At 51.3% G+C, this 20,137-nt stretch carries 23 protein-coding genes; 16 read left to right on the plus strand and 7 right to left on the minus strand.

Annotation, left to right across the window (positions count from 1 at the left end):
* Positions 1-107: 107 nt before the first annotated feature.
* Complete coding sequence (locus tag F3F93_RS03770; protein WP_176957821.1) at positions 108-554, plus strand: hypothetical protein; 447 nt, start codon at positions 108-110, stop codon at positions 552-554.
* Positions 555-596: 42 nt separating this feature from the next.
* Here F3F93_RS03770 and F3F93_RS03775 read toward each other — a convergent pair whose 3' ends face one another.
* A complete protein-coding gene (locus F3F93_RS03775; RefSeq protein ID WP_241696945.1) occupies positions 597-791 on the minus strand; it encodes a hypothetical protein in 195 nt (64 codons plus the stop codon).
* A gap of 209 nt (positions 792-1,000) precedes the next feature.
* Here F3F93_RS03775 and F3F93_RS03780 point away from each other — a divergent pair, with 209 nt between their 5' ends.
* A complete protein-coding gene (locus F3F93_RS03780; protein WP_176957822.1) occupies positions 1,001-1,777 on the plus strand; it encodes a type IV toxin-antitoxin system AbiEi family antitoxin domain-containing protein in 777 nt (258 codons plus the stop codon).
* A 4-nt stretch (positions 1,778-1,781) separates the two neighbouring features.
* Positions 1,782-2,699, plus strand: a complete 918-nt coding sequence (locus F3F93_RS03785; RefSeq protein WP_176957823.1) for a nucleotidyl transferase AbiEii/AbiGii toxin family protein — start codon at positions 1,782-1,784, stop codon at positions 2,697-2,699.
* 51 nt (positions 2,700-2,750) lie between these two features.
* Here F3F93_RS03785 and F3F93_RS03790 read toward each other — a convergent pair whose 3' ends face one another.
* Positions 2,751-3,098, minus strand: a complete 348-nt coding sequence (locus tag F3F93_RS03790) for a hypothetical protein (RefSeq protein ID WP_176957824.1) — start codon at positions 3,096-3,098, stop codon at positions 2,751-2,753.
* A gap of 375 nt (positions 3,099-3,473) precedes the next feature.
* Here F3F93_RS03790 and F3F93_RS03795 point away from each other — a divergent pair, with 375 nt between their 5' ends.
* Positions 3,474-3,659 (plus strand): hypothetical protein, encoded by a 186-nt coding sequence (locus tag F3F93_RS03795; RefSeq protein WP_176957825.1) that lies wholly within the window; start codon positions 3,474-3,476, stop codon positions 3,657-3,659.
* 182 nt (positions 3,660-3,841) lie between these two features.
* Positions 3,842-4,945: a Fic family protein gene (locus F3F93_RS03800; protein WP_176957826.1), complete on the plus strand. Its 1,104-nt coding sequence runs from the start codon at positions 3,842-3,844 to the stop codon at positions 4,943-4,945.
* A 115-nt stretch (positions 4,946-5,060) separates the two neighbouring features.
* On the opposite strand, the gene F3F93_RS03805 is transcribed toward F3F93_RS03800, so the two are convergent.
* Together F3F93_RS03805 and F3F93_RS03810 are read right to left on the minus strand one after the other, a co-directional pair.
* Positions 5,061-5,825 (minus strand): ImmA/IrrE family metallo-endopeptidase, encoded by a 765-nt coding sequence (locus F3F93_RS03805; protein ID WP_176957827.1) that lies wholly within the window; start codon positions 5,823-5,825, stop codon positions 5,061-5,063.
* Positions 5,826-6,023: 198 nt separating this feature from the next.
* Positions 6,024-6,221, minus strand: coding sequence for a hypothetical protein (locus F3F93_RS03810; protein ID WP_347239185.1), 198 nt, complete (start codon positions 6,219-6,221; stop codon positions 6,024-6,026).
* Positions 6,222-6,386: 165 nt separating this feature from the next.
* Between F3F93_RS03810 and F3F93_RS03815 the strand changes: the two genes are divergently transcribed.
* The 10 genes from F3F93_RS03815 (at position 6,387) to F3F93_RS03860 (ending at position 16,060) form a co-directional block, all read left to right on the plus strand.
* Complete coding sequence (locus tag F3F93_RS03815) at positions 6,387-6,659, plus strand: ComEA family DNA-binding protein (RefSeq protein WP_176957828.1); 273 nt, start codon at positions 6,387-6,389, stop codon at positions 6,657-6,659.
* A gap of 225 nt (positions 6,660-6,884) precedes the next feature.
* Entirely contained in the window at positions 6,885-7,427 is a 543-nt protein-coding gene (locus F3F93_RS03820) for a manganese efflux pump MntP family protein (RefSeq protein ID WP_176957829.1), read from the plus strand.
* Between the two features lie 131 nt (positions 7,428-7,558).
* A complete protein-coding gene (locus tag F3F93_RS03825; protein WP_347239191.1) occupies positions 7,559-8,029 on the plus strand; it encodes a ribosome assembly cofactor RimP in 471 nt (156 codons plus the stop codon).
* Positions 8,030-8,060: 31 nt separating this feature from the next.
* Entirely contained in the window at positions 8,061-9,533 is a 1,473-nt protein-coding gene (gene nusA / locus F3F93_RS03830; RefSeq protein WP_176957831.1) for a transcription termination factor NusA, read from the plus strand.
* The gene (locus F3F93_RS03835; protein ID WP_347239186.1) at positions 9,508-10,140 is read left to right on the plus strand and encodes a DUF448 domain-containing protein; all 633 of its coding nucleotides are present in this window, start codon (positions 9,508-9,510) and stop codon (positions 10,138-10,140) included. The genes nusA and F3F93_RS03835 overlap by 26 nt, the downstream gene beginning before the upstream one ends.
* 9 nt (positions 10,141-10,149) lie before the next feature.
* Entirely contained in the window at positions 10,150-13,167 is a 3,018-nt protein-coding gene (gene infB, locus F3F93_RS03840) for a translation initiation factor IF-2 (protein WP_176957833.1), read from the plus strand.
* 6 nt (positions 13,168-13,173) lie between these two features.
* A complete protein-coding gene (locus F3F93_RS03845) occupies positions 13,174-13,521 on the plus strand; it encodes a ribosome-binding factor A (protein ID WP_176957834.1) in 348 nt (115 codons plus the stop codon).
* Positions 13,518-14,519, plus strand: coding sequence for a DHH family phosphoesterase (locus tag F3F93_RS03850; RefSeq protein WP_176957835.1), 1,002 nt, complete (start codon positions 13,518-13,520; stop codon positions 14,517-14,519). Before F3F93_RS03845 ends, F3F93_RS03850 begins: the two co-directional genes overlap by 4 nt.
* Positions 14,520-14,534: 15 nt before the next feature.
* The gene (gene truB / locus F3F93_RS03855; protein WP_176957836.1) at positions 14,535-15,461 is read left to right on the plus strand and encodes a tRNA pseudouridine(55) synthase TruB; all 927 of its coding nucleotides are present in this window, start codon (positions 14,535-14,537) and stop codon (positions 15,459-15,461) included.
* A gap of 38 nt (positions 15,462-15,499) precedes the next feature.
* Positions 15,500-16,060 carry a peptidylprolyl isomerase gene (locus F3F93_RS03860; RefSeq protein WP_176957837.1) on the plus strand — a complete coding sequence of 187 codons (561 nt, stop codon included), beginning with the start codon at positions 15,500-15,502 and terminating at the stop codon, positions 16,058-16,060.
* A gap of 145 nt (positions 16,061-16,205) precedes the next feature.
* Here the strand turns inward: F3F93_RS03860 and cmoB are convergent, their stop codons facing one another.
* Positions 16,206-17,192 (minus strand): tRNA 5-methoxyuridine(34)/uridine 5-oxyacetic acid(34) synthase CmoB, encoded by a 987-nt coding sequence (cmoB, locus tag F3F93_RS03865; protein WP_176957838.1) that lies wholly within the window; start codon positions 17,190-17,192, stop codon positions 16,206-16,208.
* Entirely contained in the window at positions 17,189-17,899 is a 711-nt protein-coding gene (gene cmoA / locus F3F93_RS03870; protein WP_176957839.1) for a carboxy-S-adenosyl-L-methionine synthase CmoA, read from the minus strand. Before cmoA ends, cmoB begins: the two co-directional genes overlap by 4 nt.
* A gap of 294 nt (positions 17,900-18,193) precedes the next feature.
* Between cmoA and F3F93_RS03875 the strand changes: the two genes are divergently transcribed.
* Positions 18,194-19,621 carry a diguanylate cyclase gene (locus F3F93_RS03875; RefSeq protein ID WP_176957840.1) on the plus strand — a complete coding sequence of 476 codons (1,428 nt, stop codon included), beginning with the start codon at positions 18,194-18,196 and terminating at the stop codon, positions 19,619-19,621.
* A 61-nt stretch (positions 19,622-19,682) separates the two neighbouring features.
* Here F3F93_RS03875 and F3F93_RS03880 read toward each other — a convergent pair whose 3' ends face one another.
* Complete coding sequence (locus tag F3F93_RS03880; protein ID WP_176957841.1) at positions 19,683-19,901, minus strand: hypothetical protein; 219 nt, start codon at positions 19,899-19,901, stop codon at positions 19,683-19,685.
* Positions 19,902-20,137: the final 236 nt, after the last annotated feature.

Raw genomic sequence — 20,137 nt, forward strand, 5'->3', positions numbered from 1 at the left:
TGACGGAGCACATCGCATGATCATTCACTGCACGAAAAGGCTGGCGGCCAGGTTGCCCGAGGTGAGCCCGGAGCCGCTGGCCGAGACAAATCCGCTGGGAAGCTGGCATGCCAATCTCTACACCATCGACCGGCGCAACTGCATTCTCTTCTGCCACGATCAGACCCGCTTTGTGCTGTTTATGGCGGGGGTGGAAGAAGGAGCATTTCGCCAGGCTGGATTTCTGGTTTCATGATCTCTTTGCCAATACCCTGCTGAAACAGGGCTGCGACACATCCCTGATCGAAAAGACCCATCCGCTGCTCACGCCATTGCGCTTTGATACCAGCTGCGATCGCTCGGTGCAGGGCTCGATGCGCACGGCGCGCATGATGGAGCTGGAGTCGATGCTCTGTGGTGTACCCGATGTGATAAATCTGCTGCCCTACAACACCTCGGCGCAACTCAATCATCGTCCGGTGACAGTGAAGGGTATGAAAGCCAGTGAGTGCCTGTGGCCGGACAGGGATATGAAAGCATGGCTGGAGACTGTCACTGGCGCGGGACTGTACTGAAAGCTGTGTGGAATTCTGAAGAAAGTATCTGACCCCAAATACCTATTTAGGGGTCGATAAGGTCTCTCTCATCCACTCATAGAGCGTTTGGGCGGTTAGGCTTTCTATCGCAATGCTCTCAAATTCATCACCGGGGTCTTCATCGCGACGGCAGAACTGATAGTTGGCGAGCTCCGGCTGGCTGTCATGCACCATAACCAGAATGCGCTTGCCGCTCTTTAAGCAATCGATGGTCATCAGATCAGCCGGAATGCCGTGGGTCAGGCTTTCATAGCTAGATTACTGATGGTTTAAGTATCCTTGTTTTTCCGGCGATTTTCGCCGTGAAATGGATTGAATTTAAACCCTGTCACCTGTTCAAAAGCTTGCGCTAGTTTACATTGTTCTGTTTAATCGGCGCTATGTGCCGAGTATTGATGTTTTCATAAACCACGAAGGAGGGCGAAATGAAGAAACAAAAACAAGATCTCATAGTACTCTTACCCCTTAATCAACTCACTTCACGCCATGCTTTGCTGGAGCAAGGCTTTTCTTCGCACACACTGGATAACTATCTCAAAAGCGGTGTGTTGAAGAAATTGGTGAACGGCATCTATATGCGTCAGGAGTCCCGGCTAACCTGGCAAGGGGTTGTGGCATCTTTGCCTAACCTGTTAGACGAACCTGTCGCCATAGGCGGCCTTACAGCGCTGGAGCTGCAGGGGTTTGCACAATATTTGTCTTTAAACAAGCAACGTAAGATACACCTGTATAGCTCTGGCTATTGTCCTGTCCGATTGAAAGTCATATTCAGACAAATCGATGGCGTGGAGCTTCAATGGCACCGAACAGCACGATTGTGGACGAAAGGTTGGCCGGATAAGGCGATGTTGGGTGAATACCAATGGCGAGAAGAGACAATGAGTATGTCCACATCTGAACAAGCCATATTGGAAGTACTGATGGCTTTGCCGGAAGAAGTCAGCTTTGAACATGCCGAGCAATTGATGCAAGGCTTAACGCAACTCTCACCCAGAAAGTTGCATGCACTGCTTAAGGCGTGCAAAAACGTGAAGGTAAAACGTCTGTTTTTCTGGTTGGCTGAGCGGTTTAACTATCCCTGGTTTAAGAAGCTTAATGTGCGTGATTACGATCTCGGTTCTGGTAAACGTGTGGTTGCTGTGGGCGGTAAGTTAGATGCCCGTTACAATATGACGGTGCCCAAGTCTTTTGCAGGAGAGTAGGTTGGTGGATAAGCAGAGCGTTTACGGGCAACAGGTACAACTGCTGGTTCAGGCTTTGCCGGTTGTATTTCAGGAAACATGCTTTGCTTTAAAGGGCGGCACAGCCATCAATTTGTTTGTGCGCGACTTACCACGTTTATCAGTAGACATTGATCTGGTTTATTTGCCCGGTGAAGATCGAACAGCGGCTTTAAAACATATCAAAGAAGCGTTATTGCGAATACACGACAACCTGCTTACTACTATCCAGGGCCTTTCTATCCATAACTCATTTGATGATAAATCGGATGCCTTGCGGCTGGTTGTCGGGAAAGGGGATGTTCATATCAAAATTGAGCTCTCTCCGGTGTTGCGCGGCACTGTATATGAGCCGGAAAAGCGTGAAGTGTGTGCATTGGTTGAGGATAAATTTGGTTATGTGGCTGCTCCGCTGGTGTCTATGCCGGATCTATACGGCGGAAAAATATGTGCAGCTTTAGATAGACAGCATCCCAGGGATCTTTTTGATGTGAAGTTATTACTGGAGAATGAAGGGCTTACTGAAGAGATTCGAAAAGCAACACTGGTTTATATGATCAGCCATCCCAGACCTATAGCTGAGTTAATCTCACCGCATTTTAAAGATATTTCTCAAATCTACAGCAATGAATTTGTGGGCATGACGACAGAAGATGTCTCATTATCGGAGCTGGAAATGGCTCGCGAATCACTTGTGGCAAAGCTTTGCCAAGAAATTACAGATGATGAAAAAGAATTTCTGGTTTCATTTAAGAAAGGTGAGCCGGGCTGGGCGCTTTTAGCCCTGGACGGTGTTGAACTATTGCCAGCTGTAAGATGGAAGCAAATCAATTTAGATAAGATGAACCTCGCTAAACGACAAGAAGCAGTCTATAAATTAGAGCAGGTATTGGGCATCCGATAAGGTGTAGCAGATAATGGGGCCAAGTCTTGTGAGTAAAGGGAACGCTAGCCTTTAAATGGCTTCCTCTGAATCTGCTGTTGAAAAGGTTTCCTTCATCCAGTCATAGAGCTTTTGGGCGGTTAGGCTCTCTATCGCAATACTCTCAAATTCATCACTGGGGTCTTCATCACGGCGGCAGAACTGGTAGTTGGCGAGCTCCGGCTGGCTGTCATGCACCATCACCAGGATGCGCTTGCCGCTCTTCAGGCAATCGATGGTCATCAGATCCGCCGGAATGCCGTGTTCGCGCATCCGGTTGATCAATCCGACAACGGGATTGATATGATCGAAATCGGCCTGAATCTTCGCATGTGCCACCTCAATGGCGTCACAAATATGTTTGATCGGTCTCTCTTCCAATGCCAGCTCCTGTGAGCCTGCAACCTTAGCAGGGCTTCAGGGGCTGGTCAGGCCTCGAATGTTGAATCAAAGCGGTAGGGGATAGCTCTACTGTTGTTGCAACAGATGAAAGCTCTCTATTTATTGCTTAGAAAGTTTGTCAAAAGCATTATAGTCATCGGCCTATGGAAATCAGATATGAAAGCCACGATGAGCCAGAGTTTATTACGGTTCAATGGTCCAATGAGATGATCAAAAATGGTACATGGCTTGGAACCTATAGCCCTGATGGTGATTCGGTCCTTCCATGGACCTCACCCTTCGGGCGTGCGTGTGGCACGTCCAAATCAGCTGTCGTGCTGATTTGTGACTCGCTTGATCCTTTTGGAGTAGAAGATGCCAGATAATCAATCTACGTTTTTTCTTTATTGTGAGAGCTGCGATTACCAGCAAGATATTGCGAAGATACTGCCGCGAACGCCGTTTGAATCTGTTGAGGCGCTTGCCAAAGAGGCAGATCGATTCCACTGCTCTGTCTGTGGTGCCAAACATGTCGTTGTAAAAGAGGTGCCGGAGAGCTGAGAGATCATCTCAGCGAAGTAAGCATGCCTGTAAGATCATCATTACATGCTATATAAAACCACATAAAACAAACAGTTAAGGTCTTTCTCTAACGTATGGTCATCGGTTTATGAGTTATATCCGGCCTGTTTATAGCTCATAAATCATTGTATTGTGAGCTATAAATACCTACTTTATGCCTCATGATATGGAATTGGCAACGGAAAGAGTGGCCTGAGTTCAGCTATGATGCTGCTGCTCTTCATGAACTGGAGCAGAGGTTTCTGCGTGAGTCGGGAATGCTTCTGGGTGCATACTCGCATTTTAATCAAGCTGATAAAATGGAGCTCATTGTAGACCTTATCAGTGATGAAGCGTTGAAAAGTTCAGCTATTGAAGGCGAGATACTTAATCGTGATAGCCTCCAGTCATCAATTCGCCGAAATTTTGGATTGGCTACGGATCATCGCCGTGTTCCTCCTGCTGAACAGGGGATTGCTCAGATGATGATCTCCCTCTATCACGACTTTAACGAGCCGCTTAGTCATGCAACGCTGTTTAAGTGGCACCGTGAACTTATGTCGGGGCGAGCCGATCTGCATGATGTCGGATGCTATCGAAAGGGCGAAGAGCCAATGCAGGTGATTTCCGGATCAATTCACAATCCCAGGGTTCATTTTGAAGCTCCACCATCAGCTATGGTATATGCTGAGATGGATCGCTTTGTAACATGGTTCAACAACACCTCAGCCAGTGGTAACAGGCCAATGGCTGCTCTGCTGCGTGCTGGTCTGACCCATCTCTATTTTGTGACTATTCACCCCTTTGAAGATGGTAATGGGCGTATCGGGAGGGCTCTGGCAGAAAAGGCATTGGCACAGAGCCTTGGTCAGCCAGCGCTGATTGCGCTATCACAGGTTATAGAGCGTCATAAAAAGGAGTATTACAGGCAGTTGGAGCTGCACAATAAGCATATGCAGGTTACATCCTGGCTGCACTATTTTGCGCAAACCACTCTTTCTGCAAATCGTTATTCGCAAAGCGTGGTTACTTTCCTGTTGGCTAAAACAAGGCTGTATGAGTCAATAACCGGGCAGTTAAATCTGCGACAGAAGAAGGTGATTGAACGTATCTTCAGGGAAGGGGTTGATGGTTTTAAAGGTGGTCTCTCTGCCGAGAACTATATCAGCATCACAGGCACATCCCGGGCAACTGCGACGCGTGATTTGAATCAGCTGTTGGAGTTGGGGGCCTTTATCCGTACGGGCAGTCTGAAAGGCAGTCGCTATTGGCTGAATTTGGGGTGAAGGGAGTGTTTTCAGAGAGGGGACAGTCGAACAGTGTCAGCCGGAAAATGGGGCTACCTCGGCTATCCTTGCGAAGAGGAATCGCCCATGAGCTCATGTTACCGGGGTGGAATCTTTAACTTATGGGCTCCCGAATCAGGGATAACTCCTCAAGGCGAATAGCCATCGCTTCAACAGAGACACGGAACTGATCTGCCAGTGAATAGACATTACGCCCGCCATAACTTTTGCTGCCGGCAAGAAGGCGGGCGATATCGCGCCGTGTTTTGAGTGTTTTCTTTGCTTTTGTTAAGGAGTCACAGGTCAGTGCAAAAGCGCTATCTTCAGTTAAGGCGAAGCTTTCAGTGCCAAAGAGCTCAACAAAGCGAGCTTTAACCAGCCTGGCAGGCATCAGGAAGAAGGTGGCGAACTTGTCTGCCTCCCGCTCTATCGGATCTCTTGAGATTGATTCTCCGTTCAGTGGCCTGTCACGATGCAGCGGCTCACTGCTCTCATGCAGCAGGGCATGGCCCAGCTCATGGGCGGCGGTGAAGGAGAGTACACTCATTGGAAAGCGTTTGGAGAGGTGAACGCGCCTGCTCTCCCTGTCGATGACGCCGGCAACCTGAACATCCCCCCGGTCGGAGTAGTATGTGCTCAACTCCTCTTCGAGAAAGAAGTCATAACCCAGCAGCTCCAGCCCCTTAGCCGGATCAATGACGATGGTCGGATCCGTTGGACTCCAGCCCCACATCTGCTCTCTGTTTTGCCACAGCTCTCTCAGAAGTTGCGTGGCCCGCATCTCGATCTGGCTGTCGGAATAACGCCTGGAGGTAAGCGGTGATGGAGTTGATGTGACGGAGGTATCATGAAGATCTGCACCATATTCTGTGTTTTCCATCTGCTCCCTCCACACTCCCTTGTGACTCACCGTGCATGTGTAGCGTGATCTTAATTTGCACAGTTTATCAGGTAGTTATAGCCTTTTGTTAATCCAGTAGGAGACTATGAATCAGGCTGCGTGGTTGTGCAATAGTCAATCTCTCTTCGCTGCTGTTGGCCGTGGTGGCAAGGCATATGTGGGCTGCAGATGAGGTTATTAAAGCCCGTGTTTTATCCTGCTTAAGCGAAAGAGGAATTTGCGCTTCTCGCGCTCATCCATGTTGCGCAGGGCGGTAAGGTAGACCGCTTCATCTTCCGAGTGCAGTTCACACAGCTGCAGAGCCTCCTGCTGTAGTTCAGAGGGAAGATTGTTGAAGATGCGCAGCGCTTCGGCACTCAGGTTTTCAGGGTTCACGTATCTACCTCACTGGTCTCACCGGCGTTGGTTCTGCAAGGGGTACCCTCGCTCTCACTTATCAGGCAATAAACCACTATTACAATCCGGATACTGTTTGCTATAATAATAACTCATTGTCTGGAACAGGATTGTCCGGCAACAGAAAGAAACAGGAGGATAGATATGAAAATAAAACATCTTCTGCTGTCTCTGTTTGTTGCTCTGTTCATGATTGCAGGCCCGGCTTCTGCTGGCGATCGCATCAATTTGAATACAGCAACAGTGGAGCAGCTGCAGGCGTTACCAGGGATTGGCCCTGCCACAGCGGCAGCCATTGAGGCGTACCGAAACGAACATGGATCGTTTAAATCTGTCGATGAGTTAACCAACGTCAAGGGTGTTGGTGTAAAGAGGCTGGAATCAATCAGGGATGCGATTGAGGTTAGCAGTAAGTAATAACCGAGATGCTTCTGTCATCGGGTGTGGTACTTATGATGAGTGCCACACCTTTTTTTTATGGCGATTGTACTCGGTATTAAAAAAAAACGTTATAAAACAGCAGAATAAAATAAGAAGTTCAAGCTATTATCAATAGATTAAGTGGCGGGCCCGGTTGTTTTAACCTGTTCAATTCAGCTTCCATAGGCAGAATGCGGCCATCTTGTTTTCGGGAGACTCTCCTTGATTGAAGTTCTGTTTCTGGCCGTTGCACTGTCCATGGATGCATTTGCGGTCTCCATCGGCTTAGGCTCAAAAGAGGAGAAGCGGAAGCTCTCTTCACTGGCGCTTAAGGCGGGCATCTGGTTCGGCCTGTTTCAGGGGCTTATGCCGCTGATCGGCTATCTCGGCGGCAAGGGTGTGCTGGGCTGGATAGAGGGTTATGCTGCCTGGATCGCTTTTGGCCTGCTGCTGCTGATTGGCGGCAAGATGATCTATGAGTCCTTCTGCGAAGGGGTTGAGGAGGAGATTACCTCAACCAGCAACCGGGTGATGCTGATGCTGGCCATCGCCACCAGTATCGATGCCATGGCTGCTGGTTTCTCGCTGACACTGCTCGAGGTTGATGCGCTGCTGGCTTGTCTGATCATCGCCGTGACCACTTTCGCATTCAGCTGGCTCGGCGTATTTGTCGGTTATCGCAGCGGTACATGGCTGGAGAGCCGGGCAGAGCTGTTCGGTGGCATTGTGCTGATCCTGATCGGATTGAAAATTCTACTGTTTTAATCTGCTCCTCCGCTCTGCAATCACTATAATATCATTGCAATCTTTAAGAACGGGGCTATGCTTCGCCTCGTTAAAAGTGGGCCGCGGCCCGCTTTTTTTGTTTCTTGAAGGTGGGTATAACGTTGGAAGAAGTGATTCGTGCGTTGCTGGAGCCGATTACCGAAGAGCTCGGTCTTGATATTATCAAGATAAGTTTGGGTAGTGGTGGTCGTAACCAGTTGCTGCGTGTGATGGTGGACCAGACCGGTGGTGTGGACTCCGATATACTGGCACGGGTGAGCAGGGGACTTGCGCTGCAGCTTGATGCCGAGGATCTGATTCCGGGTGCCTACCGCCTTGAGGTAACATCTCCGGGGCTGGATTACGCCTTTGAGACAATGGCTGACTTCAAACGTTATGCCGGTGAGTGGGTGAAGGTCTACTTTATCGATAGCAGAACGGTTGAGGGCAGAAACCTCGGCCCCCTGGCGTCGGGTGATGGTTTTACCCTGCAGATTGAGGGTAAACGGCCATCGGACAAACATGACGAGGTGGTCTTGTTGAACGAGATCACCAAAGTGGTACGGGCAATTAACTGGAAAGAAGTTTCCCGTCGAAAATAAAGACTGAATTGTGAGTGAGTGAGATGCGAGCATGAATGTAGAGATATTAGCAGTTGCGGATGCAGTCGCACGTGAAAAATCAGTAGAGCGCGAGCTTGTACTTGAAGCGATGGAACAGGCGCTGAAGACCGCTGCGCGCAGAACCTATCCGGGCAAAGAGGTGGTTGCGGAGATTGACCGCATGACAGGCGAAATTCGCCTCTTCCACGTTCGTACCGTTGTGACAGAAGAAGAGTTTGAAGAGGAGGAGAATCACCTCACCCTTGAACAGGGTCAGGCGATTGATCCTGCTGCCGAGATCGGCACCGAGTTCCGTGAATCACTGCCACCGATTGAACTGGGCCGCATTGCAGCCCAGACCGCCAAGCAGGTGATTAACCAGAAGATTCGTGAAGCTGAGCGTGATCGTGTGATCGCTGAGTATGAGCCGCGCGTTGGTGAGTTGATCACCGGTATCGTGAAACGTGTTGAGCGTGGCAATGTCTACGTTGATCTGGGTCGTGGCGAAGCTGTGATGTACCGCGAAGATCTGCTGCCGCGTGAAACCTTCCGACAGGGCGACCGTGTGCGTGCCTATCTGCGTGAAGTGCGCAACCAGACAAAAGGTCCGCTGGTATTCATCTCCCGCTCTGATGCAGGCATGGTGCTGCGTCTGTTTGAGCAGGAAGTACCTGAGATTGAAGATGGTGTGGTTGCTATTCAGGCGATCGCTCGTGATCCCGGCTCACGCAGTAAGATTGCTGTGATCTCTACCGATGCGGCTGTTGATCCAGTCGGTGCCTGCGTGGGTATGCGCGGCGCTCGTGTGCAGGCAGTTGTGAATGAGCTGCATGGTGAGAAGATCGATATTATCGAGTGGACTGAAGATCCGGCTGTGTTTGTTGTGAATGCACTGGCTCCGGCAGAGATCGAGCGTGTACTGGTTGATGAAGCAACCAACACCATCGAAGTCGCTGTAAGTGAAGAGAACCTGGCTATCGCCATTGGCCGTCGTGGTCAGAACGTGCGTCTGGCTTCCGAGCTGACCGGCTGGGGTATTGAGCTGATGAGTGCGGGCGAAGAGAAAGAGCGTCGCTCTGAAGAGATCGCAAGTGCCAAGCTGGTATTCCAGGAGGGGCTTGATGTTGATGAAGATTTCGCTGCCGTACTGGTGGATGAAGGCTTCTTCAGCCTTGAGGATCTGGCTTACTGTGCGGTAGAGGATATCTCAGGCATTGCCGGACTTGATGACGAAGTGGCGCAGGAGCTGCAGAAGCGTGCTCGTAATGTGCTGCTGGATCAGGCGCTGCAGAGTGCCGATGAGGGTGAAAGCAAGGTGTCACTGCTGGATCTGCCGGGAATGACACGTGAAATTGCCGAGCAGCTTGCTGCCCGTGACATGATCACTGTTGATGCACTGGCTGATGCGGCCGGTGATGAGATTGAAGATATTGAGGGGCTAAGCCGTGAACAGGCTGATGCGCTGATTATCGCTGCTCGTGAGGCTTCCGGCTGGTTTGACTAAGTCGGATCATTGCTCAGAGAGGCGCTGTGTCGCCTGTCGAAGCAGTCTGCCCAGGCAGGATATGCTCAGATTGATTGTCGATGACGAAGGCCAGATTTGGCCTGATCTGTTGCATAAGCTGCCGGGTAGAGGGTTTTACCTCTGCATGCAGGCTGACTGCCTGTCGGGCATGAGTGACAAGCGCCTGCAGCCATTGCGGGCGAAGTTCACAGTGGATTTTCCACAGTGGATGCTGTTGAAGGAGCGTTTGCACACCATCCTTCACAAGCAGTTGCTGCAGATGTTTACGCGGCTGCGGGTAAAAACAGAGATCGGCAGGGATGCAGTAATGCATCGTCTGTGGAATAATGCGCCGTTGCTATTGCTCATAGCTTCGGATGCAGGTGATGCAGTGGTTCGGCAGATTGAATCGGCTGTTGAAAAACGAGAGCAGGCAGGAGATCCATCGCGTCTCTTACGTGTCGGATCCAAGCAGTGGCTTGGTGAGATGCTGGGGCGAGAGGATGTCGCAGTTGCAGCACTGGCAACTTCCGGCATGATGGCGACGAACGTCAGGAAGCTGCACCAGTTTTGTGTCTGGTACGGACAACTAAAGGCAATAGGGTAAGTAGTAAACATGGCTAAACGTATTCTCGATCTGGCAAAAGAACTCAACGTGGAAGCGTCTGATATTCAACGAGTTGCCGTACAGTGCAACATCGTGGTGAGCGGACCTACCAGTACGCTGGATGCCGATGATCAGGCGAAGGTTCGCGCTGCGATGAAAAAGGCAGCCAGGCCGGATGCCCAGAAGAGTGGCGGTAAAACACTTACCCTGAACCGCCCGATGGTTGCCGGACAGTCGCGCAGTGGCGCTCAGGTAGAGGGGCGTGGCCGTACTGTTGAGGTTGCGGTGCGTCGCCGCCATACCCCGGTTGCCAAGCCCGGTGCAGTATCAAGGCCAACAGCTGATACAGCCAAGTCCCCGACAGTTGAGAGTAAACCTCTGGCTCCGGCTCAGCGTGCCGCTGCAGCTGTTGAGCAGAAGAAACTCGATGAGATTAAAAAGAGCCAGGAACAGGCTGCCGCCGCTGCAGCTAAACGCGCTGAAGTTAAAGTTGAAGTGAAAAAACCTGTTGTCGCTACACCACCTGCTGCCGCACCGGTCAGTGCGGTGAAGAGAACCGGCCCTACACCAGCCCAGCGCGCCGCTGCGGCAACAGCAGCGACGAGAACTGCAACCCCTGCAGTCAATCGTCCTGCTGCTGAACGTCCACAGGCACGTCCGGGTGAGCGTCCGCAGGTACAGCGTCCACAGGCACGTCCGGGTGAGCGTCCGCAGGGGCAGCGTCCACAGGCACGTCCGGGTGAGCGTCCGCAAGGGCAGCGTCCGCAGGCACGTCCGGGTGAGCGTCCGCAGAATCGTCCCGGCACCCAGCCGAACCAGCCGACCCATAAAGGGCCGCGTACCACCATTCGCCGTGGTTTGACACCTGCCCAGATCGCTGCATCGAAAGCGCCAAGCTCTTCGGTCAAACAGATTGAGAAGAAGATTTCAGATGATCGTGCACAGCAGCGCAGAAGTGCGCCACAGAATCGTCCGGATCGTAATGCGTCGCCTGCACAGCAGGCGGCTACACGCAGGACACCATCGGTTGCCGTCTCTCCTGATGCATCAACAGCGCCGCCACCACCAGGTGCTCAGCGCCGCCGCGGCGGCCCCGGTGGTGCAAGACCACAGCGCAGGCTCTCACCTGCAGAGAAGGCTGCACGCAGGGATTACGCCTCCAAACGTCATGAGATACTGACACCTGAACAGCAGGATCGTCAGGCGCGTCTGGCTCGTGGCTCCAGAAAACGTGATCTGGGTGTCAACAAGGATGATGAAGCCTTTGTGGTACGTACAGTTGAGGTGACCGATCCGATTATGGTTTCTGAACTGGCCAGCCGTATGGCGTTCAAGAGTGCTCAGGTTGTACGCAAGCTCTTTGAGATGGGCATGCCTACCACTGTGAATGAAGCGATCGATGCTGAAACAGCTGTACTGATCGTTGAAGAGTTCGGTCATAACGCCAAGATTATCAATGCCGCTGCAGTAGAAGATGTGCTGGTAGAGGATACCTCTGAAGATAATGAAGAGGATCTGGTGCCGCGTCCGCCTGTTGTGGTTGTGATGGGTCACGTGGATCACGGTAAAACCTCGATTCTGGATGCCCTGCGCAAAGCGCATGTGGCTGATGGTGAAGCGGGTGGCATTACCCAGCATATCGGTGCCTACATGGTGAAACTGGCTACCGGTGAGCGCGTTGTGTTCATCGATACACCTGGTCATGAAGCATTTACCGGATTGCGAGCACGAGGTGCCAGCATGACCGACGTGGCTGTACTGGTTGTTGCAGCCGATGATGGTGTGATGCCGCAGACCGTTGAGGCACTGAACCATGCACGTGCAGCCGGTGTACCGATTATTGTTGCCGTGAATAAGATGGATAAAGATGGGGCTGATCCTGAGAAGGTGATGCGTCAGCTCTCCGAACATAACCTGCTGCCAGAAGAGTGGGGCGGAGACACCATGTTTGTACCGGTTTCAGCTCATACCGGTCAGGGCCTGGATGATCTGCTTGAGAATCTGGCACTGCAGACTGAAATTCTCGAACTCAAAGCCAATCCCGAGCGTCGTGGTAAGGGTATCGTGGTTGAATCACGTCTGGATCGCGGTCGTGGCCCGGTGGCTACTGTTCTGGTTCAGAATGGTACCTTCAAACAGGGTGATACCGTGGTGGTTGGCTCTGCAACAGGACGCCTGCGTGCGATTGTTGATGAGAACTCCGTGCAGCACCGTACTGCCGGCCCGTCGATTCCGTTTGAGCTGCTGGGCCTGGACTCTGTTCCGGAAGCCGGACAGGAGATCTTTGCTGTTGAGAGTGAGAAACAGGCACGTGATATTGTTCGCTACCGTAAAGACAGGGAGCGCGAGATGGGTGCTGAAGCCAAGAAACGCGCCAGCCTTGATGAGCTGTTTGCTGATCTGCAGAGCGGCATCAAGGAAGTTCCTGTGCTGATCAAGGGTGATGTGACCGGTTCGGTTGAAGCGATGGCTGAATCACTGGCCAAGGCCGGTACCGATGAGGTGAAGGTGAAGGTTGTGCACAAGGGAATCGGTGGTATCACCGAATCTGATGTGATGCTCGCATCTGCTGCTAACGCCATCATTATCGGCTTTAATGTCCGACCTGAGGCCAAAGCCAAGAAAGTGGCTGAAGTTGAAGGCGTAGATATCCGTTTCTACAAGATTATTTATGAAGCCATTGATGAGATTAAGGCCGCGATGGCCGGCGTTCTTTCACCGAATAAGGTGGAGAAGGTTACCGGTGAAGCTGAAGTTCGTGATGTCTTTGTCTCTCCGAAGATCGGCGCTGTTGCCGGTTGCTACATGACCGATGGTATAGTGACTCGTGGTGCCCATGTACGCGTACTGCGCGAAGGTGTGATGATCTACGATGGCATGCTCGCTTCTCTGCGTCGCTTCAAAGACGATGTCAAAGAGGTGAAGAGCGGTTACGAGTGCGGTATGAGTATTGAGAAGTTCAATGATGTGAAGGTCGGGGATCGCTTCGAGTTTTATATCATTGAGGAAGTAGCGGCTACGCTGTAAAGCGTTATGAGACATATGCCACCTGCGCAGCAGCGCTTTCTGACCGATATTCAGCGTCTGCTCTCCACACTTCTGCTTCGTGATGTTGCCGATCCTAGGCTGTTTAACATCTCCATTACCCGTGTTGAGTCACCGGGGCGCCAGATGGTGGATGTCTGGGTGTTTCGCAGCCAGGAAGAGGATCAGAAATCGGTTATCAGGGCACTTGAACGTATCACGCCCCATTTTGAACATGAACTCAGGCGTGCGCTGCCAAAACGACGTATACCTAAACTCAGATTCAAATGGGATTCGGCTTTTGAAAAGAGTGGCGATGTGCTGATGCTGTTGAAAAAACTTGAGGCGTCAGATTGACTCTCCCGTTAACTCCACTGTTCTCTGATACGCAGTGGCAACCGATCATTGAGCAGATTGAGAAGGCCGACTCCATTACCCTGACCACCCACTGTAATCCGGATGGCGACGGTATCGGTTCTGAGCTGGCACTCTATGATGCCTTTACCCGTATGGGTAAAAAGGTGCACATGTTTAACCGTGATGGCATCCCGCGCATCTACACATTTCTCGAACACGCCTGGAATATCGAACGTGGCGCGCCCTATCCAGAGGCCCACCATGATGATCTGATTATCAGCCTTGATAGCGGTTCGCGTGGTCGACTGGGTCTGCCTGATAGCTTTTTTGCAGGGCGCACGCTGATCAATATCGACCACCATGCCAGCAACCAGTGCTATGGTGATTATAATGTTGTTGATTGCCGTTACTGTGCGACCGGTGCGATGGTGTTCGATCTTCTTATCGCCATGGGTCAGCCACTGAGTGTAGCCAGTGCCAGTGCTATCTATACCTCTATACTGACAGATACAGCAAGTTTCCGTCTTGCCAGTACCACCGCCGGCGTCTATCGCATGGCTGCCGATCTGGTGGATGCCGGAGCCAAACCCTGGCCGATCAGTATGGGCGTTTATGAGAGTCGTCCGCTTGCCGGTCTGCATATTCTCTCAGCATGCCTTGAGACACTGGAGATTCGGGATGAGGGACGTTCTGCCTGGATGTTTATCAACCAGGAGATGTATGATGCTACCGGTGCTGATGTCGAAGATTCAGAAGGGCTGATCGATTATGGACGCAGTATTCACGGCGTTGAAGTGGCAGTGTTGATGCGCATTGATGAGTCCGGCCCTGAGTGCTGGAAGGTCAATTTCCGAGCCAAAACCAAGGCTGATGTTGGTGCTCTGGCTGCCTCTCTGGGTGGTGGTGGTCACCACTATGCAGCTGGTTGTATGTTACGCGGCAACTTTGAAGATGTGCGTGACAGAGTTCAGACCGCAGTCAGCGAGCTGCTCGCTTAACCCTTTTAAGATTACATGATCTCTGTTCTACCTGTTTCAGGCATTGTTTTCCTTGATAAGCCGCTGGGTTGGAGTTCGCGTCAGGCGGTCAATGAGGTGATGCGCCTCTTCTCACCGCCCGGCAAAAAGAGGATCAAAGCCGGTCATGGCGGCACACTTGATCCACTGGCGACAGGTATGCTGCCGATTCTGCTAGGTGAAGCGACGCGTTATGCTGAACTGGGACTGAGTGCGGATAAATCCTACCGTGTCACCTTTGATCTGAGTTATCAGAGCGATACCCTGGATCGCGAAGGGGAGGTTACTGCCCGTTTTGATCAGACCATCTCAGAGGCAGAGCTGCAGGATATACTGCCTCAGTTTTGCGGAGAGATTGATCAGACACCGCCGATCTACTCAGCCATTCGTATTGATGGCAAACGTGCCCATGAGATGGCGCGCAAGGGTGAAGCGGTAGAGATGAAGTCACGCCGTGTAACCATTCATCAATTGCAGCTGCTCGCATTTGAATTTCCACTGGTGACACTGGAGGTGCACTGCTCCAAGGGTGCCTATATCCGTTCACTGGCCCGCGATATTGGCGTCACTCTGCATATGGGTGGCTGCGTGACTGAGCTCAGGCGGTTATCAACCGGTGGCTGGCCTGAAGCACTGATGGTGACCATTGAACAGCTGCACGAGCAGCGCCAACAGTGTCTGTTACCTCTGGCATCATGGCTGCGTAACCTCGAACGAACGGAGATTTCAGCTTCTGAGGCGAAACGGTTTCTGCAGGGGCAGCGGATTCAACTGAAGTCGACATGTGAAGATGAGGATGAACGGGACGTGGCTGTTTTTGAAGGTGAGACGCTGCTGGGAACAGGTTCAATGAAGGCAGGTCTTAACCATATGGTGCTGCATCCGGGCCGGCTTCTGCCCTCTGCACAGGAGCAGTACCGGTGAGTGCGGATCTGGAAAAAACAAAAAAGAGAAATTATATTATGTTAGGCTTGGCCTTTGTCGGACTGCTTGTTCTTAATCAGTTCAATGCTGACCAGAGCCAGAAAAAAGAGGAGGAGAGTAGCGTGGGACTATTTGCATCAGCACCGAAAGCAGGTGATAAGGATATTCCGGAAGGAAATCACATTAAAATGGAGACAGAGAAGGGTGATATTCTGATTGAGCTCTACCCTGATTCGGCACCGAATCATGTCGCTAACTTCAAGTTTCTGGCTGGTAAAGGTTTTTACGACGGCCTTACTTTCCACCGTGTCATTGCCGGTTTCATGGCTCAGGGCGGCGATCCTGATGGTAATGGCATGGGCGGCCCCGGTTATCAGATTGATGCCGAGTTCAATGAGCGTAAACATGTGCGCGGCACACTCGCCATGGCGCGCTCCGCCAACCCGAATTCAGCCGGTAGCCAGTTCTACATCTGCTATGGCGACACCCCGCATCTGGATGGTCAGTACACCATCTTCGGTCAGGTGATTGAGGGCATGCAGGCTGTTGACGATATCCGTCAGGGTGATGTCATGACCAGGGTCTCAGTACTGCCTTAACCAAGCACAAACTTTTACCACGAAGGCACAAAGGCACTAAGAAAGGGATTGATAATATTATTTATTCGGATTCCACTGTAATCGCTAACGGAGTATATAATATTCTGATTTTGCTTTGTGTCTCTGTGCCTTGGTGGTTAATGAATCACTTTTTTGCTGTTACAACCGCACGGATGGGGGCGGGATAACCTTCTATAGTGAGGCTTGAATCATGCGGATCAAGGAAGTGGGGCAGTGATTCGAACTGCATCCATGCAGTCGGCCGCTGCTCCTCAACCGTAGTCGGACTGATATCAATGACCTGAACCGTTTTATAACCGGCCCGCTTCAGCCACAGTTTAAGCATGGCGACTGAGGGGATAAACCAGACATTGCGCATCTTGGCATAACGTCCGTGTGGCATCAGGCATTGCGACTCATCACCCTCGATCACCAGCGTATCGAGTACCAGTTCACCACCATCATTGAGCAGCCCTTTCAGTTCAAGCAGATGATCAATAGGCGATTTGCGGTGATAGAGAATGCCCATGGAGAAGACCGTATCAAAGCAGTGCATCTTCTCAGGTATATCTTCGATGCCCACAGGCAGAATAAATGCCGGAGCATCAGCGACGTAACGCTTGATGGTAGCAAAATGCATCGAGAAGAGCGGGGTCGGGTCGATGCCGATAACCAGCTTTGCATCATCGGCCAGCATGCGCCAGAGGTGATAGCCTGAGCCGCAACCGACATCAAGGATGGTGCGCCCGGCCAGAGGTGCGATGTGCTGCTTCAGGCGATCCCATTTCCAGTCGGAGTGCCATTCGGTATCGATATAAACACCGAACATCTCAAACGGCCCTTTGCGCCACGGGTGCATCTGCTTCAGAGCAGTTTCAATCGCGCTATGGCTCATGTCGGTGTCAGCCGCACAGCCGATTTTGACCGCTGAGGCATGAAGGTCGACTACTGAGGGGGTGACATCGGGCAGCGCATCAAAACCGCCTTGCCAGCGCCCCAGGTCGCCGTGTTTAAGTATTTTGTGCCAACCCTTCTCATGCAGTGCCATCAGTGTCTGAGAAAACGCAGCCAGCGAGGAGTGAGTCAGCTGCTCCTGCAGCTTCACCCCTTCGGCATCTCTGTAGGCTCTCATTTGACGGCAATCATGGAGGCGAAGTTAAAACACTGGAACCAGGTGTGGGATAAGGAGAAGCCTGCCTGCTGCAGACGGGCATGGTGGGTATTCAGCGTCTCCGGAACCAGCACATTTTCCAGTGCGCTGCGTTTGCGGCTGATCTCCATATCCGAATAACCCTGTGCACGTTTAAAGGCTTCATGCAGTGCAATCTGCCGCAGGGACTCATCGGTATCATCAAAGGTGATCTTCTCAGAGAGGATCAGGACGCCACCGGGCCTTAAACCCCGGCAGATCCTGCTCAACAGGTTCAGCCGTTCATTGCTATCTACGAACTGGAGAACAAAGTTCAATACCACAACCGAACCGTTTTCGATCTCAGTTTCGAGAATGTCCTGACAACGAATTTCTACCGGTTCATCTTTGAGCAGCTGCTGACAGCGTTCAACCATGGCAGAGGAGTTATCTACCCCGATCACGCTGCACGCTTTGCCGCTGGCGCCACGGCTCAGGGCCATGGTGGCGGCACCAAGAGAGCAGCCCAGATCATAGAGGTTGGAGCCTTGCTGTGCATACTGATGAGCCAACAGCTCGACCATCTGCAGGGTCTGCCCATAGCCGGGGACGGAGCGATTGATCATATCGGCAAACACAGAGGCCACCTTGTCATCAAAGGTGAAACCATTGTTGTGGATCTCTGAGGTGTAGATGGCATCGCGGCTCATGTGGCGAAACCTGACGTAAAATTGAAATGGATTAACCTTTTTTTTTCACCTTTACGTATAAGGCGGTTTTCGTATCGCGATTTCCCTTGCTATGACTGACTCCGAGCGGATATCCGGTTGCTTTTGAATCTGTTGGCCTGCCTCAGTTGTAATAGATTTCGCCATCCGGATAGGCGAGTCGTTGCGCATATTATCCGTTTTGGAACAATAATTGCTTTAAGTGCTATAACTTGCTGGATTCGCTCTGATTGTGGGGGTACGCTGGCACGCGGAAATAGAAGAGGGGAGGATTGCATGGCAGATGCTCATCAACTGAGCCATACAGAGCTGGTTACCCTATTTGCTGAAGCCAGCAACCTTATGCATGTCTCTCTGGATATTCCCTCCATTATGCGTGTTGCATCATTAACCGCCATGCAGCTGGTCGATGCATCGGCTGTTGCTACCGGTCTGCTTCTCGATGATAAATTGGCTTTTTCGGAATATTATGATGGTCAGGCGTGGAAAGCATACGCTTGCCGCTTTGGTTCGGAGAATGGTTGGATCGATGATCTGATCAGTCACCGTAAAGTGTTGGCAGTCAGTCAGTGTGATGAACCATCGCCCTTTGATGAAAATATTGCACCGGTTCTGGCTCAGGCTGAGCAGTTCATCGCCATTCCGGTGATCGGCAAAGAGGATGATCTGCTTGCCTGCATGCTGCTTTTCGATGGTAACGAGGTTCAGTTTGATGCGCTGGATTGCGCCCACCTGGAGCTCCTGGCATCGATGATGTCCGTGGCGATTGATAACAGCATCCAGCTTTCAGAGAACCGCAGGGTTGAAGAGGATCTTGAGAAGTCGGTGGCAACATACCGCACACTGGTCGAACAGATTCCTGCCATCACCTACATTGCCACACTCGATCGTAGCCGGATTCTTTTTGTCAGTCCTCAGGTTGAGGATATTCTGGGATACTCTCAGGATGATTTTCTTGCCAATCAGGAGACGTGGGCTCAACAGATTCATGAAGATGACCGGGAGAGGGTGCTCTCTGAAGTACGTGAGAGTATGAAGAGTGGTCTGCCGTTCCATTCCGAATATCGTATTCACTCAAAATCCGGCAGAGATATCTGGGTGAAGGATGCTGCCGCCACCGTTCGCGATCATGATCATGACCTCTACCTGCAGGGTGTAGTGCACGATATCACCGAACGAAAGGAGTCTGAAGAGAAGCTGGTGCAGATGGCTCATTTTGATCAGCTGACCGGCCTTGCCAACAGAGCACTGTTTCTTGATCGACTGGATCAGTCGGTGGCACAGGCGAAACGTCACAGACAGGGTTTTGCCGTACTCTTCCTTGATCTTGACGGCTTCAAGGCTGTAAACGATAACCTTGGCCACAAAGCCGGTGATATTCTGCTTGCTGAAGCGGCTCACCGGTTGGCGGCCAATGTGCGTGAAGTCGATACTGTTGCCCGTATGGGTGGTGACGAATTCACCATTATTCTTAATGAGGTAAGTAGCCGTGAGAGTATTGAGCATATTGCCCAGAAACTGCTTTATGCAATCTCAGCCCCCTATGAGCATATCGATGCACAGTACAAGGTGACACTGAGTATGGGCATTGCCCTCTATCCTGAGGATGGGATGAATCGCGATGGGCTGATTACAGCTGCTGATAATGCCATGTACAAGGCGAAAAACAGCGGCAAAAACTGCTTCTCTTTTCATCAATCATAAATAAATAAACAACTTGCCTGAGCCCTGATCGGTCGACAGGTTGCATAACTGTAACTGAAGTTTAAACGTTGCCTTTCTGGTTGTAGAGATCCATCAGTTTGGATTCCAGACGGTGATTGCCCTGGCTCTCTGTTGCCTGACGGGCTTCATTGGATATAGACATTTGATCGGGTTTTGCCGCCTGCTGGTTACTGGCAGGCGGGACTTTGGGCGCAGTGTGATGGGCCTGCTGTAGCAGACGTGTAATGAATCCATCCGATGGCAAAATAGTAAGTGCCACAACCACTCCTTACCTGATCAAATACTAAGAACCTTACCTGTTAGAGTTCTTGCACAGTTATACATCGGTTCAGAAGAGAGCGACTTTAGAAAAAAAGTGAAATTAATTTATCACTGCTGTCCGGTTAAAGATTTAGCAGTAAGAAAGTAGGCCTGAATTCCCAACGTTTGTGGTACATTTGTAGTTGTCGAGACAGCAAATTTACCGCGCGGAGAACCCAGGCCATGAAGCACACT

This window comes from Mariprofundus sp. KV, from assembly GCF_013387475.1.
In the GTDB taxonomy this organism is placed as follows: Bacteria; Pseudomonadota; Zetaproteobacteria; order Mariprofundales; family Mariprofundaceae; genus Mariprofundus.